This is a genomic window from Corallococcus interemptor (assembly GCF_003668875.1).
GTDB classification, from domain to species: Bacteria; Myxococcota; Myxococcia; order Myxococcales; family Myxococcaceae; genus Corallococcus; species Corallococcus interemptor.
This window is the reverse complement of record NZ_RAWM01000031.1, coordinates 37905-61982: the sequence shown is the minus strand read 5'-3', so window position 1 is coordinate 61982 and position 24078 is coordinate 37905. Positions and strand designations below refer to the sequence as shown.

At 70.7% G+C, this 24078-nt stretch carries 19 protein-coding genes; 12 read left to right on the top strand and 7 right to left on the bottom strand.

Annotation, left to right across the window (positions count from 1 at the left end; all coding sequences use genetic code 11):
- Nucleotides 1-39: 39 nt before the first annotated feature.
- Together D7X96_RS14415 and D7X96_RS14410 are read right to left on the bottom strand one after the other, a co-directional pair.
- Nucleotides 40-321, bottom strand: coding sequence for a TIGR04563 family protein (locus D7X96_RS14415; RefSeq protein WP_014396355.1), 282 nt, complete (start codon nucleotides 319-321; stop codon nucleotides 40-42).
- Between the two features lie 9 nt (nucleotides 322-330).
- Nucleotides 331-540 (bottom strand): TIGR04563 family protein, encoded by a 210-nt coding sequence (locus D7X96_RS14410; RefSeq protein WP_014396356.1) that lies wholly within the window; start codon nucleotides 538-540, stop codon nucleotides 331-333.
- Nucleotides 541-975: 435 nt separating this feature from the next.
- On the opposite strand from D7X96_RS14410, the gene tilS reads away from it, so the two are divergent.
- From tilS to tsaE, 9 genes are all read left to right on the top strand, one after another.
- Complete coding sequence (gene tilS / locus D7X96_RS14405) at nucleotides 976-2343, top strand: tRNA lysidine(34) synthetase TilS (protein ID WP_121769964.1); 1368 nt, start codon at nucleotides 976-978, stop codon at nucleotides 2341-2343.
- 181 nt (nucleotides 2344-2524) lie between these two features.
- Nucleotides 2525-4441 carry an ATP-dependent zinc metalloprotease FtsH gene (gene ftsH / locus D7X96_RS14400; protein ID WP_120550611.1) on the top strand — a complete coding sequence of 639 codons (1917 nt, stop codon included), beginning with the start codon at nucleotides 2525-2527 and terminating at the stop codon, nucleotides 4439-4441.
- A gap of 269 nt (nucleotides 4442-4710) precedes the next feature.
- Nucleotides 4711-6690, top strand: coding sequence for a CBM96 family carbohydrate-binding protein (locus D7X96_RS14395; RefSeq protein WP_244219584.1), 1980 nt, complete (start codon nucleotides 4711-4713; stop codon nucleotides 6688-6690).
- A gap of 143 nt (nucleotides 6691-6833) precedes the next feature.
- Nucleotides 6834-8057 (top strand): dihydropteroate synthase, encoded by a 1224-nt coding sequence (folP, locus tag D7X96_RS14390; protein ID WP_120550609.1) that lies wholly within the window; start codon nucleotides 6834-6836, stop codon nucleotides 8055-8057.
- A 164-nt stretch (nucleotides 8058-8221) separates the two neighbouring features.
- A complete protein-coding gene (glmM, locus tag D7X96_RS14385) occupies nucleotides 8222-9616 on the top strand; it encodes a phosphoglucosamine mutase (RefSeq protein WP_120550608.1) in 1395 nt (464 codons plus the stop codon).
- 101 nt (nucleotides 9617-9717) lie between these two features.
- Nucleotides 9718-10443 (top strand): pyridoxine 5'-phosphate synthase, encoded by a 726-nt coding sequence (locus D7X96_RS14380; protein WP_120550607.1) that lies wholly within the window; start codon nucleotides 9718-9720, stop codon nucleotides 10441-10443.
- Between the two features lie 15 nt (nucleotides 10444-10458).
- Nucleotides 10459-10833, top strand: coding sequence for a holo-ACP synthase (locus D7X96_RS14375; RefSeq protein WP_120550606.1), 375 nt, complete (start codon nucleotides 10459-10461; stop codon nucleotides 10831-10833).
- 14 nt (nucleotides 10834-10847) lie between these two features.
- Nucleotides 10848-12380 (top strand): NAD(P)H-hydrate dehydratase, encoded by a 1533-nt coding sequence (locus D7X96_RS14370; protein ID WP_121769975.1) that lies wholly within the window; start codon nucleotides 10848-10850, stop codon nucleotides 12378-12380.
- Entirely contained in the window at nucleotides 12377-12850 is a 474-nt protein-coding gene (gene tsaE / locus D7X96_RS14365; protein ID WP_120550605.1) for a tRNA (adenosine(37)-N6)-threonylcarbamoyltransferase complex ATPase subunit type 1 TsaE, read from the top strand. Before D7X96_RS14370 ends, tsaE begins: the two co-directional genes overlap by 4 nt.
- Nucleotide 12851: 1 nt before the next feature.
- Here the strand turns inward: tsaE and D7X96_RS14360 are convergent, their stop codons facing one another.
- The 5 genes from D7X96_RS14360 to D7X96_RS14340 all read right to left on the bottom strand — a co-directional run bounded on the left by D7X96_RS14360 (nucleotide 12852) and on the right by D7X96_RS14340 (nucleotide 18008).
- Nucleotides 12852-13721, bottom strand: coding sequence for a class II glutamine amidotransferase (locus tag D7X96_RS14360; protein WP_120550604.1), 870 nt, complete (start codon nucleotides 13719-13721; stop codon nucleotides 12852-12854).
- Between the two features lie 87 nt (nucleotides 13722-13808).
- Nucleotides 13809-15074, bottom strand: a complete 1266-nt coding sequence (gene hutI / locus D7X96_RS14355; protein WP_121769962.1) for an imidazolonepropionase — start codon at nucleotides 15072-15074, stop codon at nucleotides 13809-13811.
- A 2-nt stretch (nucleotides 15075-15076) separates the two neighbouring features.
- The gene (locus D7X96_RS14350; protein WP_120550602.1) at nucleotides 15077-15796 is read right to left on the bottom strand and encodes a hypothetical protein; all 720 of its coding nucleotides are present in this window, start codon (nucleotides 15794-15796) and stop codon (nucleotides 15077-15079) included.
- A gap of 10 nt (nucleotides 15797-15806) precedes the next feature.
- Nucleotides 15807-17462: a urocanate hydratase gene (gene hutU, locus D7X96_RS14345; protein WP_121769961.1), complete on the bottom strand. Its 1656-nt coding sequence runs from the start codon at nucleotides 17460-17462 to the stop codon at nucleotides 15807-15809.
- Between the two features lie 108 nt (nucleotides 17463-17570).
- Nucleotides 17571-18008, bottom strand: a complete 438-nt coding sequence (locus D7X96_RS14340; protein WP_120550600.1) for a hypothetical protein — start codon at nucleotides 18006-18008, stop codon at nucleotides 17571-17573.
- A gap of 182 nt (nucleotides 18009-18190) precedes the next feature.
- Between D7X96_RS14340 and D7X96_RS14335 the strand changes: the two genes are divergently transcribed.
- The 3 genes from D7X96_RS14335 (at nucleotide 18191) to D7X96_RS14325 (ending at nucleotide 24078) form a co-directional block, all read left to right on the top strand.
- Entirely contained in the window at nucleotides 18191-20551 is a 2361-nt protein-coding gene (locus D7X96_RS14335; protein ID WP_121769960.1) for an FdhF/YdeP family oxidoreductase, read from the top strand.
- Nucleotides 20552-20556: 5 nt separating this feature from the next.
- A complete protein-coding gene (locus D7X96_RS14330; RefSeq protein WP_121769974.1) occupies nucleotides 20557-22779 on the top strand; it encodes a hypothetical protein in 2223 nt (740 codons plus the stop codon).
- Nucleotides 22780-22923: 144 nt separating this feature from the next.
- Nucleotides 22924-24078 carry a sigma-54 interaction domain-containing protein gene (locus D7X96_RS14325; protein WP_121769959.1) on the top strand — a complete coding sequence of 385 codons (1155 nt, stop codon included), beginning with the start codon at nucleotides 22924-22926 and terminating at the stop codon, nucleotides 24076-24078.

The following is a 24078-nucleotide window of genomic DNA, read 5'->3' as shown; positions in this document are numbered from 1 at the left end:
TGCAAGGCTTCACGGGGGCCGGGGGGAGGACGAAGGCCCCTAAGGCTTGGAGGGCTCGTCCGAGGAGGCCGGGGCGCTGGAGGTCACCACCGCCGGAGCGGAGGTGGCCGTCTGCGCCGCGGCGGCCACCGGCCGTGGAGGCAGGGGGCCCAGCACGTCGTTGACCGAGGGCATGCGCCGGATGTCAGCGCGGGCGACCTTCCAGGCCTGCTGGACGATCCACGACAGGGAACGGTCCTGCCGCGTGGCCTCACGCTGGATCTCTTCCAGCATGTCCTCGGGGAAGTAGAGGGATTGCTTGCGGTGATCCGTGGTGGCCATTGCCCTGCCTTACGGCCTTTCTTCGCGCGGGTCCGTGCGCTCGTCGCCCGTCACGTCATTGACGGCAGGGAATGACTTGATGCGGTCGCGGGCGATCTTCCAGGCCTGCTGCACCACCCATGAGAGGGAGCGGTCCTGCCGGTTCGCCTCCTCCTGGATCTCCTTCAGCATCTCCTCGGGGAAGTACAGCGACTGCTTGCGCTTGTCGGTGCCTGCCATGCCTGGGTCTCCGGGGCGGATTCGAGGTGACGACCTGAACACACCGGAGCGGTTATCCGACAGACGCCCTGAAGGGTCAACGGTTTCGGAGCACTCAAGCGTGCGCCCGGAGGCTGAACGCTCCGCTTCCGACAATGTGTGGCAGGGAAAAAAGAGAAACGCCCCGGCCTCCGCGAGGGAGACCGGGGCGTTCCGGAAAGAGGGACCGCAGGGAGCGAATCTCCGAGCGGCCCCGTGGACCCAGAGGGGGAGGGGGGGGACCCCTAGGTCCAACGTCATGAAGTCCAGAACGTTCCAGCCAACAACCGCGAGGCGCCGTTCTATTTCCGCCCCGCGTTCCGCCGTTGTGGGAATCATCGACTGCCTTCCCACGCCTTCCGTCCACCGCGAATCTGTAACCCGGCCACCCCACACTCCATTCCGAACGCTGGCGCCATGCCCCGCGCGTCTTTCGAAAGTTCCCCGCTGCCCGCCGCGCTCGCCCGCTCCTATGCCGAGCACGGCGCCGCCTCGCGCTCGGTGCTGCTCGCGGTCTCCGGCGGCGCGGACTCCACCGCGCTCCTCGTTGGAACGGCGCGCGTGCGTGAGGCGCTGGCGATGCGCGTGGAGGTGGCCACGGTGGACCATGGCCTGCGCGCGGAGGCCGCGGAGGAGGTGACCTCCGTCGTGGGGCTGGCCACGCGCCTGGGCCTGACCTGCCACGTCCGGCGGCTGGAGCTCGTCCCCGGTGCAGGCCTGGAGGCGCGGGCGAGGGAGGCGCGCTACGCGACCCTGGAGGTCCTGCGCCAGGAGCGCGGCCTGGACTTCATCGCCACGGGCCACACGCTGGACGACCAGGCGGAGACGCTGCTGATGCGCCTGGCGCGGGGAACGGCGCTGAAGGGCGCGCGGGCCATCCACGCGCGCGCCTCCACGCTGCTCCGCCCGCTGCTCGCGTGCTCGCGCGAGGACGTGCTCGCCTTCCTGGCCACCGAGGGGGTGGAGTTCGTGAGCGATCCGATGAACGCGGACCCGTCCTTCTTCCGCACGCGCGTGCGCCAGGACGTGCTGCCCGCGCTGCACCGGGCCGCGGGCTTCAGCACCGTGGAGCACCTGGCCACCTTCGCGCGGCTCGCCTCCGAGGACGAAGCCCTGCTCGCCAACATGGCGGACGCGGCCTGGGAGCGGCTGGTGGTGCCCGGGGGCGGGCTGGATGCCGTGGGGCTGCGCGCGCTGGAGCCTCCGCTGTCGCGCCGCGTGCTCGCACGGCTGCTGGGCACGGCGGGCGCGCGGGTGGACCACGCCACGCTGGCGCGCGCGAGGGAGGTGGTGGCTCGCGGGGGCGTCATGCCGCTCAGCGACGGGCTCCAGCTCAAGGCCACCGGCGGGCGGGTGCGCTGCGTGGGGCCTGGACGGGAAGCGCCGCCCGCGCCGCTCCTGCTCCCGGGGCCGGGGGCCCTCGGCGACTTTGGCGCATGGCGCTTCCAGGTGGCGGAAGGAATGCCTCCCCCAGGCGTGTTGGCCCTGGTGTTGGAGGTGGACACGGCGTGGCCTCTCACGGTGCGTTCGAGGCAGCAGGGAGACCGCGTCCGGACGCGCGCGGGCCACCGCAAGGTGCAGGACGCGCTGGTGGATGCCCGCGTCCCGTCGGAAGCGCGCGACGCGCAGCCCGTCGTGGTGGACGCGCATGGTGAGCCGCTGTGGCTCCCCGGCATCCTGCCGCGCTCCGTCGAACCCCATGCGCCATCGCACGAGGTGGCTTCCCGACACTCGTTGTGGGCCCTTCCGCTGGCCACAAGCGAACGGAAGACCCCTCCGTTATAGAGTCGAAGCTCGAAAACGGGGGATGGTCACGGTCCCCTAAATAGTTGAGGGCTTTTTACTGTTGCTGATACGGTCCGTCGCTGGCCTGCACACGGGCGGGCGCCGGGCACATGACGAACTTCGCCAGGGTTCCTCCTGGCACGGCCCTCATCCCGCCGAGTACCGAAAGGGCAGCTGAAACGTGCGTTCGACCTACAAGACCATCGGGCTCTGGGTCATCCTGATCGTCCTCTTCGTCGCCTTCTACAATTTCTTCTCGCAAGGCAACGAGCAGGTGCAGGAACCGACCTTCACCCAGCTTCTGACCAAGGTGGAGGAGAAGAAGGTCCGTGCCGTCTCCGTCAAGGGCAACACCTACTCCGGCACGTTCAGCGACTCGAACGACAAGTTCCGGACGACGGGGCCCGCGCCGGACGTGGCCGTGCTCAACCAGCTCCGCGCCTCTGGCGTGGACGTGAAGTACGAGCGCGAGGAGCAGAACAGCCTCTGGCTGACCATCCTCGGGCAGTGGATGCCCGTCGTCTTCCTGTTCCTGTTCTTCATCTTCTTCATGCGCCAGCTCCAGGGCGGCAGCGGCAAGGCGATGACGTTCGGGAAGTCCAAGGCGAAGCTCCTCAGCGAAAGCCACAACAAGGTCACGTTCGCGGACGTGGCTGGCGTGGACGAGTGCAAGGAGGAGCTGGAGGAGATCGTCGCCTTCCTCAAGGACCCCAAGAAGTTCACCAAGCTGGGCGGCCGCATCCCCAAGGGCGTGCTGATGATGGGCCCCCCGGGTACGGGCAAGACGCTGCTTGCCCGCGCGGTGGCCGGTGAGGCGGGCGTCCCGTTCTTCTCCATCTCCGGCTCGGACTTCGTGGAGATGTTCGTGGGCGTCGGCGCCAGCCGCGTGCGCGACCTCTTCGAGCAGGGCAAGAAGAACGCCCCCTGCATCATCTTCATCGACGAGATCGACGCCGTGGGCCGCCACCGTGGCGCGGGCCTGGGCGGTGGTCACGACGAGCGCGAGCAGACGCTCAACCAGCTGCTGGTGGAGATGGACGGCTTCGAGTCCAACGACGGCGTCATCCTCATCGCCGCCACCAACCGTCCGGACGTGCTGGACCCGGCGCTCCAGCGCCCGGGCCGCTTCGACCGCCGCATCATCGTTCCCCGTCCGGACCTCAAGGGCCGCCTGGGCGTGCTGAAGGTGCACACCCGCCGCGTGCCGCTGGCCCCGGAGGTGGAGCTGGAGGTCATCGCCCGCGGAACGCCCGGCATGACCGGCGCGGACCTGGAGAACCTGGTCAACGAGTCGGCCCTGATGGCCGCGCGCCAGAACAAGGAGCGCGTGGACCTGGCGGACTTCGAGCAGGCGAAGGACAAGGTCTTCATGGGCCCGGAGCGCCGGTCCATGATCATGACCGACAAGGAGAAGCGGAACACGGCCGTCCACGAGGCCGGCCACGCGCTCCTCGCCAAGCTGCTGCCCGGCTGCGACCCCCTGCACAAGGTCACCATCATCCCGCGCGGTCAGGCCCTGGGCGTCACCTGGAGCCTGCCCACCGAGGACAAGGTGAACGGCTACCGCAAGCAGATCCTCGACCAGATCACCATGGCCATGGGTGGCCGCATCGCCGAAGAGCTCATGTTCAACGAGATGAGCAGCGGCGCGGCGAACGACATCGAGCGTGCGACGGAGACGGCGCGCGCCATGGTGTGCCGCTGGGGCATGAGCGAGAAGATGGGCCCGCTGGCGTTCGGCAAGAGCGACGGTGAGGTCTTCCTGGGCCGCGACTTCAACTCGTCCAAGGACTACTCCGAGGACACCGCCCGGCAGATCGACTTGGAGGTCCGCAGCATCGTCGTGGGCTGCTACACGACCGGCAAGCAGCTGCTGACGGACAAGCTGGACGTGCTCCAGCGCGTGTCCGACGCCCTGGTGGAGTACGAGACGCTCGACGCCGAGGACGTGAACATCATCCTGCAGGGCGGCCAGCTCACCCGCGAGCGCCCGGCGCCGCGCGTGTCCTCCACGCCGAAGCCGACGGAGAAGAAGGACAAGCGGAAGATCCTCGACGCGCTCGAGGGCCTGCCCAACATGGAGCCGAAGAAGGCGTAAAGCCTCTCAAGGCGTCCTCCTGAAGTGACGAAGGCCCTTCCCGTGGAAACGGGGAGGGCCTTTTCGTTTGTCTTTGTGAACTCCTGGCGCCACTCCGGGCCCTCCGCATTCCCTCCCTGGAGGGCAGGTCCCCTGTCCGCGAGCGGATTCTCGCTGGCACCACGGATGCAATTTGGACGAACCGCGGGGCTGGGAAGGCCTCGTGGGGGACGGCCAAGACAATGCGGAATGGATGGAAGCGGGGAGCGCAGGGGGCAGCGGCGTTGGCGATGCTGGCGGTGTTGCCACGGTGCGGCGGAGCGACAGGGGCGGAGGATGACGTCCAGGACGGGGCGTTGAAGGCGGTGGAGCAGGCGGCGCTGCCCGCCTCGTGCCAGCCTCAGACGTACCTGGACGCAAGGACCCTGGTGACGGTGACCGACGCGTCGGTGCGCGCTGATCAGCCGGACCTGAACATGAGCACCGGGTCCACGCTGTACGTGGACGCGGCCCCCACGCGCTACCAGTCGTATCTGCGCTTCCAGCTGGCGGGGGAGGGCGGCGAGCTCATCCAGGCGCGGCTGCGGCTGTACGCGAAGCAGGGGACGAACACGGGCGTGTCGCTCCATCCGGTGACGGGAGGCGCCTATCCGCCCGCCGTCACCTGGAACACCCGGCCGACGGAGGGCGCCGCGGTGGCCACCGTGGCCTCCGTCGCCAACGACGCCTGGCTGACGGCGGACGTGAAGGGCGCGGTGCTCGACCGCCACACCTTCGACGTGGGCGTCCTCCCGCTGGGGGATGACGGGGCGGAGTTCTCCTCGCTCGAGGCGTCCAACGTTTCGCGCAGGCCGCAGCTGGACACGGTCTACCGCTACGACTGGTGCACCTACCGGGGCAGCAGCACGCCCTCCCAGACCTGGGCGAAGACGCTGGGGGGCGCGGCGCGGGAGTCCGCGGCGGGGCTGTTCAACCTGCCGGATGGCACCGGCTTCGTGCTGGGGGGCGGGTACTTCGACGGCCCGGCGCAAGCGGGAGGCGCGCCGCTGCCGGGGCCCTCGGGATTCCTGGTGGCGCGCTTCAACAACGCGGCCCAGCACCAGTGGTCGCGCGCGTACGGGGTGGGGCAGCAGGTCGAGTTGGGGGCGATGACGGTGACGCCGGTGGGCAACGTGCTGGTGGTGGGCACCTACCAGGGCAGCCCGGACTTCGGCACCGGTCCGCTGCAGCCCATCAATGCCGGCACGGGGATGTTCGTGCTGAAGCTGTCCCCCACCGGAAACCCCGTCTGGGCGCGCGGCTTCCGCGCGGAGAAGCGGCCAGGGTGGGGGGAGGGCCAGATCTACGGCTCCATCGTCATTCCCACCGTCGTCGCCACCGACGCCAACGGGAGCGTCATCGTCGCGGGCCACTTCGAGGGCTACACGAACCTGGGTGGCAGTGAGCTCTACGCGGGGGCGATGAGCGAGTCCCGGGATGATCAGACCCAGTCCCTCTTCCTGGTGAAGTACGACTACAACGGCGGCCACCAGTGGTCGCAGGCCTTCGAGACCCTGGACGAATACACCGAGGCGAACGCGCTCACCACGGATGCCAACGGCAACATCCTGATGGGAGGCCGCGGCAACAACCCCGTCCTCGCGGGCCCGGGCAAGCGCGTGGGGACGGGCTTCGTGGCGCGCTTCACGCCCGCCGGCGCTCCGGTGTGGGGCTATGGGCTGAACGGCAGCGTCGGCCGCATCCGCGGACTGGCGGCCCTGCCCGATGGGGGCGTGGCGTTCGCGGGGGGCTTCAACGGGACGTTCACCTTCAAGGGCCAGACGTATTCGAGCTACGACCCCATGCACGACATCGTGCCGGATGACGGCGTCTTCGGCACGCTCACCGCGTCCGGCGGCGAGGGCTGGGTGCGCGTGCTGACGACCGAGCCCGGCGGAGACGTGGCCAGGCAGGTGGCGGTGGATGGCGCGGGCAACATCCTGGTGAACGGCAGCGTGTCGACGGACACGTTCGACTTCGGCGGCGGCGTGCTGGGCACGGCCGGCCAGCCCCAGGGCCGCGGGATCCGGTTCGTGGCCAGCTACAGCCCCACGGGGGCCCACCGCTGGTCGCGCATGCTGGGACCCCGGGCGTCCAACGCGTTCATGGCGGTGCTGCCGGACGGCTCCACCCGGGTGGCCTTCACGTTCGAGGGCTCCACGCCGGTGGGCGCCACGACGTTCGTGTCGTCGGGGCAGACGGACATGGGGCTCATCCAGTTCACACCGTAGGCATGTGACGCGCTGACGCAGGGTCCGGTGCCTTGCTCGCGAGGCGCCGGGCCCCGTGCGCGTTCCTGTCGTCCTCTCTTCCCTGGACCCGGCGAAGCGGCGACACTGATTCACCGCCCTCACGCTCTGAAGGGGACCTGAACGTGCTGCGTGCCCGCCTCATCTCGCGAGACCGTCCCGAGGACCTGTCGCTCGTCCTGCGCCGGCTGAACCTGTCGCCGCGCATGCGCGAGCACCTGACGCGCGAGCTGGGCTATGCGCACGTGCTCGTCACCGGGGGCCGCCCCTCCTACGAGGAGGAGCTGGTGCCTCCGTACGGCTCCAAGGAGCGCGAGAAGCTGCCCACCTGGACGCCCGGTGTCCACGTGGACCACCCCGGCGAGGTGCTCCTGTCCGGCAGCCGCCAGCAGTTCGACCGGCTGATTTCGCTCGCCCGCAAGTCCCCGCGCACGGACGGCCTGGCGCGCGTGCTGGAGGAGGTGCTGTCCCCCACGCCCATGACGGCGCTGACCCTGAGCGGCCGCCGGTTCGAGTGGGGCGCGCGCACGTACCTCATGGGCGTGGTGAACGTGACGCCGGACAGCTTCTCCGACGGCGGCAGCCTCCCGGACGCGGACAGCGCCGTGGAGCACGCGCTGAAGCTGGTGGACGCGGGCGCGGACATCGTCGACGTGGGCGGGGAGTCCACCCGGCCGGGCTCGCTGCCGGTGTCCGCGGACGAGGAGCTGTCGCGCGTCCTCAAGGTCGTGGAGGGCATCAAGCGCCGCTCCACCGTGCCCATCTCCGTGGACACCATGAAGGCGGCGGTGGCGAAGGAGGCCCTCAAGGCCGGCGCCCACCTCATCAACGACGTCACCGGCTTCCACGCGGACCCGGCGCTGGCCGGCGTGGTGGCCGCGGCGGGCGCGGCGTGTTGCCTGATGCACACCCAGGGGATGCCCAGGACGATGCAGGAGGCCCCCCGCTACCAGGACGTGGTGGCCGAGGTGATGGACTACCTGGAGGAGGGGATGTTCACCGCCACCGAGGCGGGCATCCCGCGCGGGCGCATCCTGCTGGACCCGGGCATCGGGTTCGGCAAGACGCTGGAGCACAACCTCTTCCTCTTGCGCCGCCTGGAGGAGCTGCGCGGGCTGGGACAGCCCCTGCTGGTGGGCACCAGCCGCAAGTCCTTCCTCGGGAAGCTTGCGGGCGGCAAGGGCCCCCAGGAGCGCCTGGCGGCCACCCTGGGCTCCGTGGCGGCCATGGCCGTGATGGGGGGCGCGGACGTGGTGCGGGTGCACGACGTGGGCGAGGCCCGGGACGCGCTGGCGGTGGCGGACGCCATCCGGCGGGCCCGGGGTGGCGGTGACCTGTACGGCGGCTGACGGGCGCAAGCCCTGGCGTCGTAGACAAGCAGGTTCAGCATGCCTGGGCGCTTGCCTGGGTGGCACCGCATCCCTAGCTTCGGGCCCACGTGCCGGACGGGGTATAAGCCCCGGACGCGAGTGGCCGGAGCCCTTCCGGCAATGGGAAAGGTGGAGCGGCACACATGGCGTACAGGATGGACATGCCCCCGAAGGAAGCGCAGAAGACGGAAAGGCTGTTCGGCACGGACGGCGTCCGTGGCGTGGCGAACGTCTATCCGATGACGGCCGAGGTCGCGATGAAGCTGGGCCGCGCCCTCGCGTACCTCATCCGCAACGGTCCGCACCGCCACCGCGTCATCGTGGGCAAGGACACGCGCCTGTCCGGCTACATGCTGGAGCAGGCCCTGTCCGCCGGCCTCATCTCCATGGGCGTCGACGTGGAGCAGGTGGGCCCGCTGCCCACGCCCGGCATCTCCAACCTCACCACGTCCATGCGCGCGGACGCGGGCGCCGTCATCTCGGCGTCCCACAACCCGTACCAGGACAACGGCATCAAGTTCTTCTGGCGCGACGGCTTCAAGCTGCCGGACGAGACCGAAGCGAAGATTGAAGAGCTGGTCTCCAGCGGCGAAATCGACAACATCCGCCCCACGGCGACGAAGATTGGCCGGGCCATCCGCCTGGACGACGCGCGCGGCCGCTACATCGTCTACCTGAAGGCCACGTTTCCCCGCGAGCTGACGCTGGAGGGGATGACCATCGTGGTGGACTGCGCCAACGGCGCGGCGTACCGCACGGCGCCCGCGGTGCTGGAGGAGCTGGGCGCGAAGGTCATCGCGCTGGGCGTGTCCCCGGACGGCAAGAACATCAACCACAAGTGCGGCGCGCTCCACCCGGAGGGCCTGGCCAAGGCCGTGGTGAAGCACGGCGCCCACCTGGGCATCGCGCTGGACGGCGACGCGGACCGCCTCATCGTCGTGGACGAGAAGGGCAACGTCGTGGACGGCGATGCCATCATGGCCATCTGCACGGGTGAGCTCGTCGCGCGCAAGGAGCTGAAGAAGAAGACGCTCGTCTCCACGGTGATGAGCAACATCGGCCTGGAGCGCGCGGTGTCCCAGTGGGGCGTGAAGGTGGTCCGCACTCGCGTGGGCGACCGGCACGTCGTGGACGAGATGCGCCGCAACGGCTACAGCCTGGGCGGCGAGCAGAGCGGCCACCTCATCTTCCTGAACCACACCACCACGGGCGACGGCACGCTCGCGGCGCTGCAGCTGCTGGCCGTCATGTGCCGTCAGCAGAAGCCGCTGTCGGAGCTGGCCTCCATCTTCCAGCCGGTGCCCCAGACGCTGCTCAACGTCGTCGTGAAGCAGAAGAAGGAGCTGGGTGAGCTGCCCACGGTGATGAAGGCCATCAAGAACGTGGAGCAGAAGCTGGGCAGCAACGGCCGCGTGCTGGTGCGCTTCTCCGGCACGGAGCCCAAGGCCCGCGTGCTGATTGAAGGCGAGGACGCGGCGCGCAACGAGGCGTACGCCCGCGAAATCGTCGAGGCGCTCTCCAAGGCGCTCAACGGTTAGCGACAGCGGTTGACTTCCGGACGCCGGCCACGAATAGAGGGGCCGGCGCGGGCCCGGGTCCCTGGACAATCCCGCACCGCGCCAGCGCAAGGAGCGGGACGATGGGACAGCGACTGGGTGTCAACGTGGATCACGTGGCGACGCTGCGTCAGGCGCGGCGCACCGTGTATCCGGATCCGGTGACGGCCGCGGCGATGGCGGAGCTGGCCGGCGCCCGGCAGATCACCATCCACCTGCGCGAGGACCGGCGCCACATCCAGGACCGGGATCTGCGCATCCTCCGCGAGACGGTGCAGACGCTCCTGAACCTGGAGATGGCCGCCACCGCGGAGATGGTGAAGATCGCCTACGAGTACAAGCCGGACGTGGTGACGCTCGTCCCCGAGCGGCGCGAGGAGCTCACCACCGAGGGCGGCCTGGAAGTGGCCGGCCAGCGCGAGTCCATCGCGAAGATCATCAAGAACCTCAAGGACGGGGAGATCGCCGTCTCGCTGTTCATCGACCCCGACCTGGACCAGGTGCGCGCGTCGCACAAGGTGAACGCGGACCGCATCGAGCTGCACACGGGCCGCTACTGCGAGGCGCGCAACGAGAAGGAGCGCGCGCGGGAATTGGCGCGCATCGTGGACGCGGCCAAGGCGAGCGCCAAGCTGGGCATGGGCGTGGCCGCCGGGCACGGGCTCAACTACGACAACGTGCAGGCGATTGCTCGCATCCAGGAGATCGACGAGCTGAACATCGGGCACGCCATCGTGGCGCGCGCGGTGCTGGTGGGCTTCGAGCGCGCGGTGCGTGAGATGCTCGAGCTGATGCGCGACCCGGGGTGAGGAGACGCAGCCCGTATGCCCATCGTCGGCTTGGGGTTGGACCTCTGCTCCATCGAGCGCATCCAGCGCATCCTCGCCGGTCCGCGCGCGGAGGCGTTCCTCGCGCGCGTGTACACCGACGGGGAGCGCGCGTACTGCGCGCCCCGGCACGACGCGGCCAGCGCGTACGCGGCGAGGTTCGCGGCGAAGGAGGCGCTGGTGAAGGCGATGGGCGTGCCTCCAGGAGTGAAGTGGCGGGACATGGAGGTGGTGCGCGAGGGCGGTCCGCCGCGCTTCGTGCTCTCCGGCGTGGCCCGTGAGGTGATGGAAGCGCGGGGGTGGGAGGCGATGCTCGCGCTCACCCATGATGCCGGCGTGGCCGCGGCCACGGTGGTGCTCCAGACGAAGTAGGGAGGTTGGAAGCCATGCAGCGCGTGCTCACCGCGAACCAGATGCGCGAGGCCGAAGTGGCCGCCCAGGACAAGCACGGGATGCCGTCCGGGCTGTTGATGGAGAACGCGGGCCGTGCGCTCGCGGAGGCCGCGCGGAGTGTCGCGGGCCCGGGCGGGCGCTTCACGGTGCTGTGCGGCCCCGGCAACAACGGCGGGGACGGCCTGGTCGCCGCGCGCTTCCTGCTGGAGGGCGGCGGCCGGGTGGTGGTGGCGCTGGTGGGGGACAGCGAGAAGCTCACCCCGGAGGCGAAGCGCAACCTCCAGGCGCTGGAGGGCTTTGGTGAATCGCCCCGCGCCTTCGAGGCGCTGCCGGAGGCCGGCCCTGGCGACGTGGTGGTGGATGCCCTCTTCGGCACGGGGCTGAAGCGCGCGCCGGAAGGCATCTTCGCGGACGCCATTGGCACCGTGGCGCGGTGGCGGCGCGCGGGGGCGAAGGTGGTGGCCGCGGACGTGCCGTCCGGGTTGCAGAGCGACACGGCGGAGCCCTTCTCGCCGTGCGTGGAGGCGGACGTCACGGTGGCGTTCGGCTTCGTGAAGCCCGCGCATGAGCTGGAGCCCGGCGCGTCGCTGTGCGGCGACGTGCGGCGCGTGGACATTGGCCTGGGCGGTGAGTCCACGCGCGCGGTGTCCGGCGCGGAGTTGTTCCGCGTGGAGGAGAAGGACGCTCGGGAGGCGCTGCCGAAGCGTCGCGCGGATTCGCACAAGGGCACCTACGGCCACGTGCTGGTGGTGGCGGGCAGCCCGGGCAAGACGGGCGCGGCGGCGATGGTGGCCCTGTCCGCGCTGCGCAGCGGGGCGGGGCTCGTCACCGTGGCCACGCGCCCGGAGGCGCTGCCGTGGGTGATGGCGCACTCGCCGGAGATCATGGGCGTCCCGCTGCCGGGCGAGGGCCCGCTGGGGAAGGGTGACCTCGAGGCGCTGAAGGCCGCGCTGGAGGGCAAGGACGCGCTGGTGATGGGGCCGGGCATTCCCCGGGGGCCGGAGACGGGCGCGCTGATTGGGGACCTGCTGGCGTCCGTGGAGGTGCCCGCGGTGCTGGACGCGGACGCGCTCAACGCCGTCGCCGAGGACCTCAAGGTGCTGCGGGATGCGAAGGGACCCGTGCTGCTCACGCCGCACCCGGGAGAGATGGCGCGGCTGTGGGGCCGGACGACGAAGGACGTGCAGGCGCACCGCGTGGGCGTGGCGCTGAACCTGGCCACCTCGCTCAACTGCACGGTGGTGCTCAAGGGCTCGCGGACGCTCATCGCGGAGGCCGGTGGGCGCGTGTTCATCAACCCCACGGGCAACGCGGGCATGGCCACGGGCGGCACGGGTGACGTGCTGTCGGGCGTGTGCGGCGCGCTGCTCGCGCAGGGGATTCCGCTGCCCAAGGCCGCGTGGACGGCGGTCTACGCGCACGGGCTCGCGGGCGACCTGATGGCCCAGCAGCGCGGGATGATGGGGCTCATCGCCACGGATTTGTTGATTGGCCTGGGCCACGTCTGGACGCGGTGGGAGCGATGAGCAGCACGCGCTCGCGGCGGCTCGTGTCTCCTTCACCGGAGGAGACGCACCGGCTGGGCGTGAAGCTGGGGCAGCTGCTCCAGCCCGGGGACTTCGTGGGGCTGATTGGCGACCTGGGCGCGGGCAAGACGCACCTGGTGCGCGGCGTGGCGGAAGGGGCGGGCGTCGCGGAGTCCGAGGTGGCCAGCCCCACGTTCGCGATCGTTTATCCGTACGCGGGCCGCATCCCGCTCTACCACGCGGACCTGTACCGCCTGTCGGACTACGACGAGCTGTACGCCACCGGGTTCCTGGACCTGGTGGGCGGCGACCACGCGATGCTTGTGGAGTGGTTGGACCGCATCCCCCAGGCCGCGCCGCGCGACTTCCTGCGCGTCACGCTCCGCCATGAGGGCGAGGACGCGCGGAGCCTCGACGTGGAGGCCTTCGGCGCGCGTCCCGCCGCGTTGCTCGAGGCGTGGCTGGGCTGAATCAGAACGTGGCGTGCTGCTCCAGCGGCCGCGGGTTCAGCACCCCGTCCGCCAGCGTCTGCACCTTCCAGCGGTGGAACACGAGCCGCGCGTCCACGCCCACCACGTCCTCTTCATCCACCGGCACCCAGTGCGGCCCGCCGCACAGCGACTCGCTGGCGACGAGGAACTGCTGCAGCGGCACGCTTGTGTTCGGCCCGCGCAGCGCGTCCGGGCATCCGCCCATGCCGGAGGAGATGAAGAGCGTGCGGTTGCGGCGCGTGGCCACCATCGCCTCGCCGTCCGTGACGAGGAAGTTCATCGCGGAGCGCTCCTTCGGCTCGCGGCTCCCCGGCACGTCCGTCATCGTGGACACCAGCGTCATCGTCTCCGCGAGCGCCTGCGCCATCGCCTCCACGCTCACCGTGCCGTCGAGCGGCCCGCGCGCCGACAGCCGCGTCAGGAACAGATAGAAGCAGCGCTCGCTGTCCGTCGTGCCCTTGATGTTGACGCGCAGCTCCGGGTGGATGAGCGCTTCCACGGCGGCCTTGTGCTTCGCGAACTCGCGCAGCGTGCCGTTGTGAACGAAGGACCAGCGGCCGTAATAGAACGGGTGCGAGTTGCGCAGCTCCACCGCGCCCACGCTCGCCTGACGGATGTGCGCGACCACGGTGCGCGCGGAGACCTGGCTCGACACGCGCTCGAAGTCAGGGTCGCTGTGCGCCGGGCCTACGCCATGCGCGACGAGCGGCGAACACTCCTGTCCGTACGTGGCGATACCCCAGCCGTCCTTGTGTTCACGCGACTGGATGAGGAGGGAATTCCTCTCCGTCACAAGGGCGGTATGCACAGCAGCGGGAACAGCACTCCTGAAACCAAATAATCGGCACATGGTGGCAGCTGATCTCTACAACGGCCGGCCCACGAGGGAACTTCCACCTGCCCCCATGTCTGGTGCCAGTTGTTCAGCGGCACCCACTCAGGGGCAGTGATTCATACGCGCGCGAAACACCACACGTCCGCCCTTCACCACCACGCGCGCGTGACTGATACCCAGATGATAAGGCAGATGCCGGTAGCCGCGACAGGCGAACACCACCAGGTCGCCCGCATCGCCCACTGCCAGACGCCCTTGCCGTTGCAACCCCAAGCATTGCGCGGCGCCTCGGGTGGCGGCCCAGTAGGCCTCCGCCGCTGACAGGCCGTTCTCCAGGCAGGCGAGCCCCAGCACCAACGCCAGGTTCTCCGTCATGGAGGAGCCGGGGTTCACGTTTGAACCCAAAGCAATGTTGACGCCCGCGTCACGCAGCTTCCGGCCGGGCGCGTAGGGGCGCATGCGCAGGAAGAGGGTGGAGGTGGGCACGAGTACGGCGGTGACGTTCGCGGCGGCGAGCGCGCGGATGCCCTCGTCCGTCACCTGCTCCAGGTGGTCCGCGCTGGCGGCGCCCACCTCCGCGGCCAGGGCGGACGCACCGCACGCGGTGAGCTGATCCGCGTGCAGGCGCGGCGTGAGGCCCAGCGCCTTGCCCGCGTTGAGCAGCCGGCGGGACTCCTCCACGGTGAAGGCGCTGTCCTCGGTGAAGACGTCGCAGAAGCGCGCCAGGCCCTCGCGCGCGACGGCGGGCAGGATTTCGTTGATGCAGAGGTCCAGGTACCCGGCGCGGCGGTCCTTGTACTCGGCGGGCACGGCGTGCGCGCACAGCAGCGTGGGCACCAGCTCCAGCGGAGACAGGGTGCCCAGGCGGCGCACCGCGCGCAGCATCTTGAGCTCGTCGTCGAGCGAAAGGCCGTAGCCGCTCTTCACCTCGGCGGTCGTCACGCCCTGCGCGAGCAGCCGCTCCAGGCGGGGCAGGGCGAGCTTCGCCAGCTCCTCCTCGCTCGCGGCGCGCGTGGCGCTCACCGTGTTGGCGATGCCGCCGCCGGCCTTGGCGATTTCGAGGTACGTGGCGCCCTGGTTGCGCAGGTCGAACTCGGCGGAGCGCTCGCCCGCGAACACCAGGTGCGTGTGCGGATCCACGAAGCCCGGGCCCACGAAGCCCCCTTCCGCGTCGATGACCTCCGTCGCGTCCGTGAGCGCGCCCTTGGGCAGGCCGGACTCCGGGCCTACGTAGGCCACGCGGCCGTCCTTCACGCCGATGCCCGCTCCGGGGCGCGGGGTGAGGGCCGCTTCCGCGGGCTCGCGGTGGGTGCCCTCCACGGTGAGCACCTCGGAGGTGTTGCGCACCCACAGGTCCAGGGCTTCCATCTTCAGCGTCCTCCGCGTGCGCCCACGACAGGCGCGTTCCAGTGGGTGTCACCCGAGTGCGCGCGGCCGAAGCCGCCGGACAGCTCCAGCTTCGTGCGCGTCCCGCCGAACTTGAGCTGCGCCGCCACCACGGCGCCATAGAAGTACGTCGTCACCTGCGAGCCGGGGTTCACCAGCGACTGGTTCACGCTGATGAACGGCACCAGGCCCAGCGACATGCCGGGCTCCGGCTGCACGGTGAAGGCGCAGGTGGCCTCCACGCCGAACAGGCTGCTGGTGCTGTCCGTCTCCCCCAGCCCGAAGTCGGACGCGCCGCGCACGGAGAGGGCCGGCGCCAGGCCCAGCCGCTCCGAGCCGGCGTAGTACGACACGCCCGAATAGACGCCGTAGCCGGGCACGGGCAGGCCGACGAACTCGCCCTGCAGGCCCACGTGCCACGACAGCCGGTCGCTCACGGGCACCGTCACCGAGCCGTCGATGTCGATGCCCCATTGATCATTGTGGAAGGGCTTCGCGTCGCCGTGGAAGGTGCCGTTCTCCCCGCGCTCCGACAGCTGCGGGGCGTTGAGGCGGGGGCCGGCGCGCAGGCCCAGCTGGAAGAAGTTCTCCTGGGGCAGGCCCGGGCCCATGCGCATCACCATGGGCCCGGCGGTGGTGGGCGTGCAGCCCGCGAGCACTCCCACCGCCGCTGCCATCACCAACGTCCGGACGCGACCTCGCATCCGCCGCACTCTAGGCGGTGAGGCCGGGGATGCGCACGCCCCGCTCCTTCGCCACGTCGATGGCCTCCGGGTAGCCCGCGTCCGCGTGGCGCAGCACGCCCATGCCCGGGTCGGACGTGAGCACGCGCTCGATGCGGCGCGCGGCCTCCGGGGTGCCGTCCGCGACGATGACCTGGCCCGCGTGCAGCGAGTAGCCCATGCCCACGCCGCCGCCGTGGTGGAACGACACCCACGACGCGCCGTTCACCGCGTTCACCAGCGCGTTCAGGATGGGCCAGTCCGCCACCGCGTCCGAGCCGTCCTTCATGGCCTCCGTCTCGCGGTTGGGGGACGCCACGCTGCCGCAGTCCAGGTGGTCGCGGCCAATCACGATGGGGGCCTTCACCTCGCCCTTGCGGACCAGCTCGTTGAAGGCGAGGCCCGCCTTGGCGCGCTCGCCGTAGCCCAGCCAGCAGATGCGCGCGGGCAGGCCCTGGAACGCCACGCGCTCCTGGGCCATGTCCAGCCAGCGGTTGAGCGATGCCTTCTGGGGGAAGAGCTCGCGCACCGCGCGGTCCGTGCGGCGGATGTCCTCCGGGTCTCCGGACAGGGCCACCCAGCGGAAGGGCCCCAGGCCCTCGCAGAAGAGCGGGCGGATGTACGCGGGCACGAAGCCGGGGAACTCGAAGGCGTTCTGCATGCCGCCCACCTTCGCCTGGCCGCGCAGGTTGTTGCCGTAGTCGAAGACGTGGCTGCCGGCGGCCTGGAAGTCGTTCATGGCCTGCACGTGCATGATCATCGACTCGCGGGCGCGCTTCACGTAGCCCTCCGGGTCGCGCTTGCGCAGCTCCGCGGCGGCCTCCAGCGACAGGTCCGTGGGGATGTAGCCGTTGAGCGGATCATGCGCGCTCGTCTGGTCCGTCACGAGGTCCGGCTTGATGCCGCGCTTGTACAGCTCCCGGAACACCGACGCCGCGTTGCCGATGATGGCGATGGAGCGGCCCACGCGCTTCTGCTGGGCTTCCTTGGCCAGGGCCAGCGCCTCATCCAGGTCCTTGGCCACGACGTCCAGGTAGCGCGTCTCCACGCGGCGCTGGGCGCGGTGCGGATCGATTTCGACGCCCAGGAACACTGCGTTGTTCATGGTCGCGGCCAGGGGCTGCGCGCCGCCCATGCCGCCCAGGCCGCCGGAGAGGATGAGCCGGCCGGCCAGGTCCTCGCTGCCGAAGTGGAAGCGGCCCGCGGCGGCGAAGGTCTCGTAGGTGCCCTGCAGGATGCCCTGCGTGCCGATGTAGATCCACGAGCCGGCCGTCATCTGGCCGTACATCATCAGGCCCTTCTTCTCCAGCTCGTGGAAGTGCTCCCAGTTGGCCCAGTGGCCCACGAGGTTGGAGTTGGCGATGAGCACGCGCGGCGCGTCCGGGTGCGTGCGCAGGATGCCCACGGGCTTGCCGGACTGCACGAGCAGCGTCTCCTCGTCGGTGAGGCTCTGGAGGCTCGCGACGATGCGGTCGAACGAGGGCCAGTCCCGGGCGGCCTTGCCGGTGCCGCCGTAGACGACCAGGTCTCCGGGCTGCTCGGCCACTTCCGGGTCGAGGTTGTTCATCAGCATCCGGAGCGCGGCCTCCTGCACCCAGCCCTTGCAGGAGAGGGTGGTGCCGCGAGAGGCGCGGATGATGCGGGACATGCGGAAGACTCCTGGAAAAGGGGCAGCGCACCCTAACCGAACCCCCGGGGCCGCGGGGGGCTTGCGTGCAGGGCCAGCGTTGCTCCCGGACACGCTGGACGCCGTGCGTCAGTAGTCCTTGCGCGCGTCGATGTAGGCGCTGAAGTGGAACACGTTGGTGGAGTCGTAGAACTTGAAGTAGTTGCCAGCGCCCGCGGGCAGGCTCAGCCAGTAGGCGGTGCCCGAGCAGCCGGTGCAGATGAACGCGCCGTTGCGGCGGATGTTCCAGATGCCGGTGATGTCATCCACCGTGGTCGCGATGGCCGGCGAGCCCACCAGCTCGAAGTCGTACTCGTTGCCGCCCGCGAACCCGTGGAAGTTCACGAACGCGGTGTTGGTGGACTGGTTCCAGGCGACGACCACATTGGCGCTCGTCACCGGGTAGCGCCCGGTGGTGTCGGCGACGTAGAGGCCCTTGCTGGACCAGATGCTGTGGACCACCGGCGCGGCCAGGGCGGGGAGGGACAGGAACAGCGCGGCGGCGATGGCGGAACGGAAGGCCTTCATGGGGGATGTCTCCTGATGCGGGGGTTGACGCGGAGCGCCGGGGGGCACTCCGTGTGAAATCATCCTGCATGCTCCCGGTGAAGCTTGTAATCGTGGTTTTCCGTGGCGCAGTGGGGACTCAGCCCCCCGGCCTGCCGGGAGGACGCGGGCGCGGTAGAGTCGCGCCGCGCAAAAGGTGGGACATGGATCAGGGACAGGACGGGAAGGGGAACGCGCTGGCGGTGCCGGCGGCCCAGCCTCCGTTGGAGACGCGGGCGCCGGACGTGGGGCCGGTGAAGACGGTGGCGGGCGGGGTGCCCGCGGTGCTGAGCGCGTTCAAGCACGTGCTGGGCGAGGCGGGCCCGTTTCGCGGCGGCAAGCTCGTCTGGAAGATCAACCAGGAGGACGGCTTCGACTGTCCCGGGTGCGCGTGGCCGGACCCCGCGCACCGCTCCGTGCAGGAGTACTGCGAGAACGGCGCGAAGGCGATCGCGGAGGAGGGCACCCAGGAGCGCGTGACGCCGGAGTTCTTCCGCGAGTGGAGCGTGGCGCGGCTGGCGGAGCAGTCCGACCTGTGGCTGGGCAAGGCGGGCCGGCTCACGCACCCCATGGTGCTGCGCGAGGGCGCGGCGCACTACGAGCCCATCTCCTGGGATGACGCCTTCGCGCTGGTGGCGGAGGAATTGAACGCGCTGGGCTCACCCGACGAGGCGGCCTTCTACACGTCCGGCCGCACGAGCAACGAGGCCGCGTTCCTCTACCAGCTGTTCGTGCGGCAGTTCGGCACCAACAACCTGCCGGACTGCTCGAACATGTGCCACGAGTCCAGCGGCACGGGCCTGTCGGAGACCATCGGCATCGGCAAGGGCTCGGTGACGCTGGAGGACTTCGACCACGCGCAGGCCATCTTCGTCATCGGGCAGAACCCGGGCACCAACCACCCGCGCATGCTGACGGCGCTCCAGGCCGCCGCGCGCCGGGGGTGTGAAATCGTCAGCGTCAACCCGCTGCCGGAGACGGGGCTCAACCGCTTCAAGCACCCGCAGGAGGTGCTGCACCTGTTCGGCCCGGGCACGGCGCTCAACAAGCTGTTCCTCCAGGTGCGCATCAACGGCGACGTGGCGCTCCTGCAGGGCCTGGGCAAGGCGCTGCTGGACCGGGAGGCGAAGGCGCCGGGCACGGTGGTGGACCGGGCCTTCGTGGAAGGCAAGACGACGGGCTTCGACGCGTACGCCGCGCACCTGGCCACGGTGTCGTGGGACGACGTGGTGGAGGAGAGCGGCGTCCCGCGCGATCAGATTGAAGCGGCGGCGGACATCCTGGCGCGCTCGGAGCGCACCATCTTCTGCTGGGCCATGGGGCTCACGCAGCACAAGAACGCGGTGGGCAACATCCAGGAGATCGTGAACCTCACGCTCCTGCGCGGCGGCATTGGCAAGCAGGGCGCGGGCGTGTGCCCGGTGCGCGGTCACAGCAACGTGCAGGGCGACCGCACCATGGGCATCTGGGAGCACGCCAAGCCGGAGTTCATGGACGCGCTGTCGAAGGAGTTCGGCTTCGCGCCTCCGCGCCACAGGGGCCTGGACACGGTGGGGACGATTCAAGCGCTGCACGACGGGCGCGTGAAGGTGTTCTTCGCCATGGGCGGCAACTTCCTGTCGGCCACGCCGGACACGGAGTTCACCGCGAAGGCGCTCCGGCGCGCGCGGCTCACCGTGCACGTGTCCACGAAGCTCAACCGCGCGCACCTGGTGCATGGGCGGCGCGCGCTCATCCTCCCGTGCCTGGGACGGACCGAGCACGACGCGCAGGCCGCGGGGCGGCAGTTCGTGACGGTGGAGGACTCGATGGGCATCGTGCACGCGTCGCGCGGCGTCGTGACGCCTGCGTCCGAGCACCTGCTCAGCGAGCCCGTCATCGTGGCCCGGCTGGCGCACGCGGTGCTGGGGGCTCGCTCGAAGGTGCCGTGGCTGTCCCTGGTGGAGGACTACGACCGGGTGCGCGAGCTGATCCAGCGCTGCATCCCGGGCTTCGAGGACTTCAACCGCCGCGTGCACCAGCCCGGCGGGTTCGCGCTGCCCAATGGCCCTCGCGAGGGGCGCTTCACCACGAAGGACGGCAAGGCGCACTTCACCGTGCACACGATGCCGCGCCACCGGCTGGAGCCCGGGCAGCTCATGATGATGACGCTGCGCTCGCATGACCAGTACAACACCACCGTGTATGGGCTGGATGACCGCTACCGGGGCATCCACCAGGGGCGGCGCGTGGTGTTCCTGCACCCGGAGGACGTGAAGGCGCGCGGGCTGACGGCGGGGCAGAAGGTGGACCTCACCAGCCACTTCCAGGGAGAGACGCGGGTGGCGCGCGAGTTCCTGGTGGTGCCGTACAACATCCCGCGCCAGTGCGCGGCCACCTACTTCCCGGAAGCGAACGTGCTGGTGCCGGTGTCCAGCTTCGCGGAGAAGAGCCGCACGCCCACGTCGAAGTCCGTGATCATCACCGTGGCCCCCAGCCCCGAGCCCACGGCCCTGGTCCCCGCCAGCACCCCGAGGTCCGGGTGAGCCTCATGCCGTTGGCCGAAGCCTCCTGGCCGGATCCGCTCCAGGCCCTCCATGCGCGCGTCGCCGCGACGGCGCCGCAAGAGGCCGTGGCGTCGAGCGCGGAGTGGCGCGAGGACTTCGCCCGCTGGGTGCGCGGTGCTTCGCTGGAGGAGCGCAACCGCGCCCAGGCCGCCGCGTGGGAGCGGCTGTCCCCGGGCGAGCGCACTCCGGCCGAGCTCCTGTTTCTCCTGTCCACCTTGAGCGAGCTGCTGTGGCCGTACGAGCAGCCGCGCGCGGGACTCTTGAAGCAGTTGATTCTGAGGCGCGACGCGGCGGTGGCGGCGCTCCGCGAGGCGGGCGACACGGAGAACGCCGAGCGCATCCAGCGGGAGAGCACCGTCACCATCTCCACGGTGCTCACGCGACACCTCAAGCGGCACCCGGAGGCGCTGTCGGCGCTGGTGCGGGACGTGCCCTGCACCTACGACGGCCGCGCGCTGCGCTTCCAGGACTCGGTGGAGGTGGACCTCAAGTACGTCCTGGGCACGGGCGCGAAGTCCGTGGACCTGCTGGAGCAGCTGCGCGCGCTGCTCCCCGACACGCGCGACGGGGGCCGCGACAAGCTCACCGACTTCATCCGCACGCGCGCCGCGCGCATCCCGTGGCGTGAGGCCAGTGAGGTGCTGGGCGAACGGCTCTTCGCGCTGGCCACGTCGCCGGACGGCCGCAGCGGCCTGCGCGGCTTCCTCGCGTGCTACCCCAACGGGCGCAAGGAGCCGGACTGGTGCTCGCGCGCGGGGCTGTTGCTGGCGCGCACCGTGGAGGTGGGCGGGCCGCCCGCGGTGGTGGAGAACCTGTGCGACCTGCTCACGCTCTTCGACGCGCCCCCGGTGGACGGGCTGCGGGGGGCCTTGGGCGCGCTCGTGCAGAGCGACTTCGAGACGGCCGCGGACCTGGGCCACGCGCGCTTCGTGCTCGACCACTGTCAGGGCACGATGCGCAAGGCCGAGCCCGCGCTGGCGCTCACGCTCTTGTGGCTGGAGGAGCGCCTGTTCCGCGCCTCCGTGCGGCGCGGCGTGCCGGAGGCGTTCGAGCGGCGCACCCGCGCCCGGGCGAAGCTGGAGTCGCTGCCCGGCTTCACGCACCTGGTGTGGCTGGCGGAGGAGTGCGCGGAGATGTGGCCGCGCTTCCGCACGCCCGCGAAGCCGGGTCTGGATGGGTTGGTCGCGTGGCGCAAGGAGGTCACCTGGCGCATGGGCCGCAAGCCCGTGCTGCGCAAGGCGGCCATCGAGTTCCTGCTGTGGTGCGCACCGGATGAGGCCTCGTCGGAGGCGGAGCTGGCCACGCTGGGGCTCGTCCGCAACGCCACGGACCGGCGGCTGGTGCGCAAGCTGTTGGAGCACCCGTCTCCCCGGGCCCGCTTCCGTGCCCGCTCCATCCAGTCCTACCTCCAGGCTGGAGCAGGGCAGGACAAGCACGCACCTCCCACCGAGCCTTCCGAGCCCTCGACGCTGACAGCCTCCCTGCGCCACCTGCACGCGACGCGCGCGGTGCCCATGGGCGGGCGCACGTGGCTGCGCGACCGCGACCTGGAGGACGTGCTGGTGGGCGCGGTGGGACGCCTGGAGGCGGACGTCGCCCAGCGCCACCCCCAGCGCTTCCGCGAGGAGACCTCGGAGCTGGTCGCGGGGTTGCTCGAGGGACTGCGCTCGGAGCTGGCGCACGTGCAGGCGGCGCTGGGTTCGCTGGTGGCGTCGCCGCTGTCGCTGTCCATGACGGTGCACCGCCGCCCCGAGCCTCCGCCGGAAGCCGCATCCGAGATCGCCTTCGTCGTGTCCGTGGAGCGCGAGGGCTTCGTGCGCACGCGTCGTGTCGTGCGCGTGCCGGTGGCGAAGCTGGAGCAGCGGGGGGAGGGCCAGTGGCTGCCCACGTTCCGCCTGGGCCGCGAGCGCCTGGACGCGCTGCTCGCGCGCACGGAGGCCGCGTTCTGTCTCTTCCTGGTGCCCGCCTTCGTGCGCCCGGAGCTCTGGGTGATGCCCGCGCGCCTGGCCCGGGCCCTGATGGAGACGCAGGGCGCGCTGTCCGGCGTTCCTCGCGAGGCCGCGCAGGGGGCATCCCGGTCCCTGGCGCAGTGGCTGGTGTACGACGTGCTGGGCCTGTGGGTGGGCGACGAGCGGCCCGACGTGGTGGAGGCGGCGCGTGAAGGGGAGGGCGCCGCGGAGTTCGTGGTCGACCTCACCGTGCGCTGACGCCGCGCGAAATCGCGCCGGAATTGTCCGGGAATATCCAGAGACCCCGGCGTAAAGGTGGATGAGGGGTGCTGGAACACGCCCGGGAGGGGTCCCGGGTCACAGGTCCGTCGGCTGACGGGAAGGCATGCCTCCACTTCCGCCATGAACCTGTCGAGCGAGGAGTTCGCCGTGCCGCGTTTCCACTGCGAGGTGAAGTCGGAGCAGAAGGGGGCGCGCGCGCGGGCCCAGGATGAACGTCCTGGAACCTATGTGGACGGCGTCCGGTGGCGTCAGTCCCGGGCCCGGGGACGCAACCGCGACGAGCCCCAGCGGCCACTCCGGATGCAGGCGGCACAGCAGGCGGAGCGGACGACTTTCGGAGAACTGGTCGCCACGTCCGCCGCGGCGCGGGCCAGCTTCGAGCGCATGGCGTGCGCGGCGGCGTGCAACGCCACGGTGCTGCTGGAAGGAGAGACGGGCACGGGCAAGAGCCGCGCGGCGCTCGCCATCCACCGCGCCAGCGCCCGCGCGACCGCGCCCTTCCTCGTCGTGGACTGCGGCGCGCTCCCCGCCAACCTCCTGGAGAGCGAGCTGTTCGGCCACGAGAAGGGAGCCTTCACCGGCGCCATCCAGCGCCGCATGGGCGCCTTCGAGGAGGCCGACGGAGGCACCATCTTCCTGGACGAAATCGGCGAGCTCCCCGCCGAGCTCCAGCCGAAGCTCTTGCGCGTGCTGGAGAACCGGGAGATCCGCCGCCTGGGCACCAACACGTACCAGCCGGTCAATGTGCGCGTCATCGCGGCCACGCACCGCGACCTGCGCGCGGAGGTCCAGGCGGGCCGCTTCCGCTCGGACCTCTACTTCCGCCTCGCCGTCGTGGGCATCCCGCTGCCGTCGCTGCGCGAGCGCACGGAGGACATCCCGCTCATCGTCGAGCGCATCCTCGCGGGGCTGGGCGCCACACCGGAGCAGCTGACGCAGCTCACCGCGCCGGACTTCCTCGCGAGGCTCCAGCGCGCCGCCTGGCCGGGCAACGTGCGCGAGCTGCGCAACCACCTGGAGCGCTGCCTCGTCTTCCAGAGCGCGCTGCCGCCCTCCGCCCAGGACGCCGCCGCGAGCCCCGTCGCGCCTCGCGCGGTGGATGCGTCGCTGACGTACGCCGAATCCCGGCGCCGCGCGCTGGAGACCTTCGAGCACGACTACGTCGAAGCGCTCCTCAAGCTGCACGGCGGCAAGGTGTCCCAGGCCGCCGCCGCCGCGGACATGGATCGCGTCTACCTGTACCGGCTGCTGCGCCGGCACGGGCTCAAGAGCTGA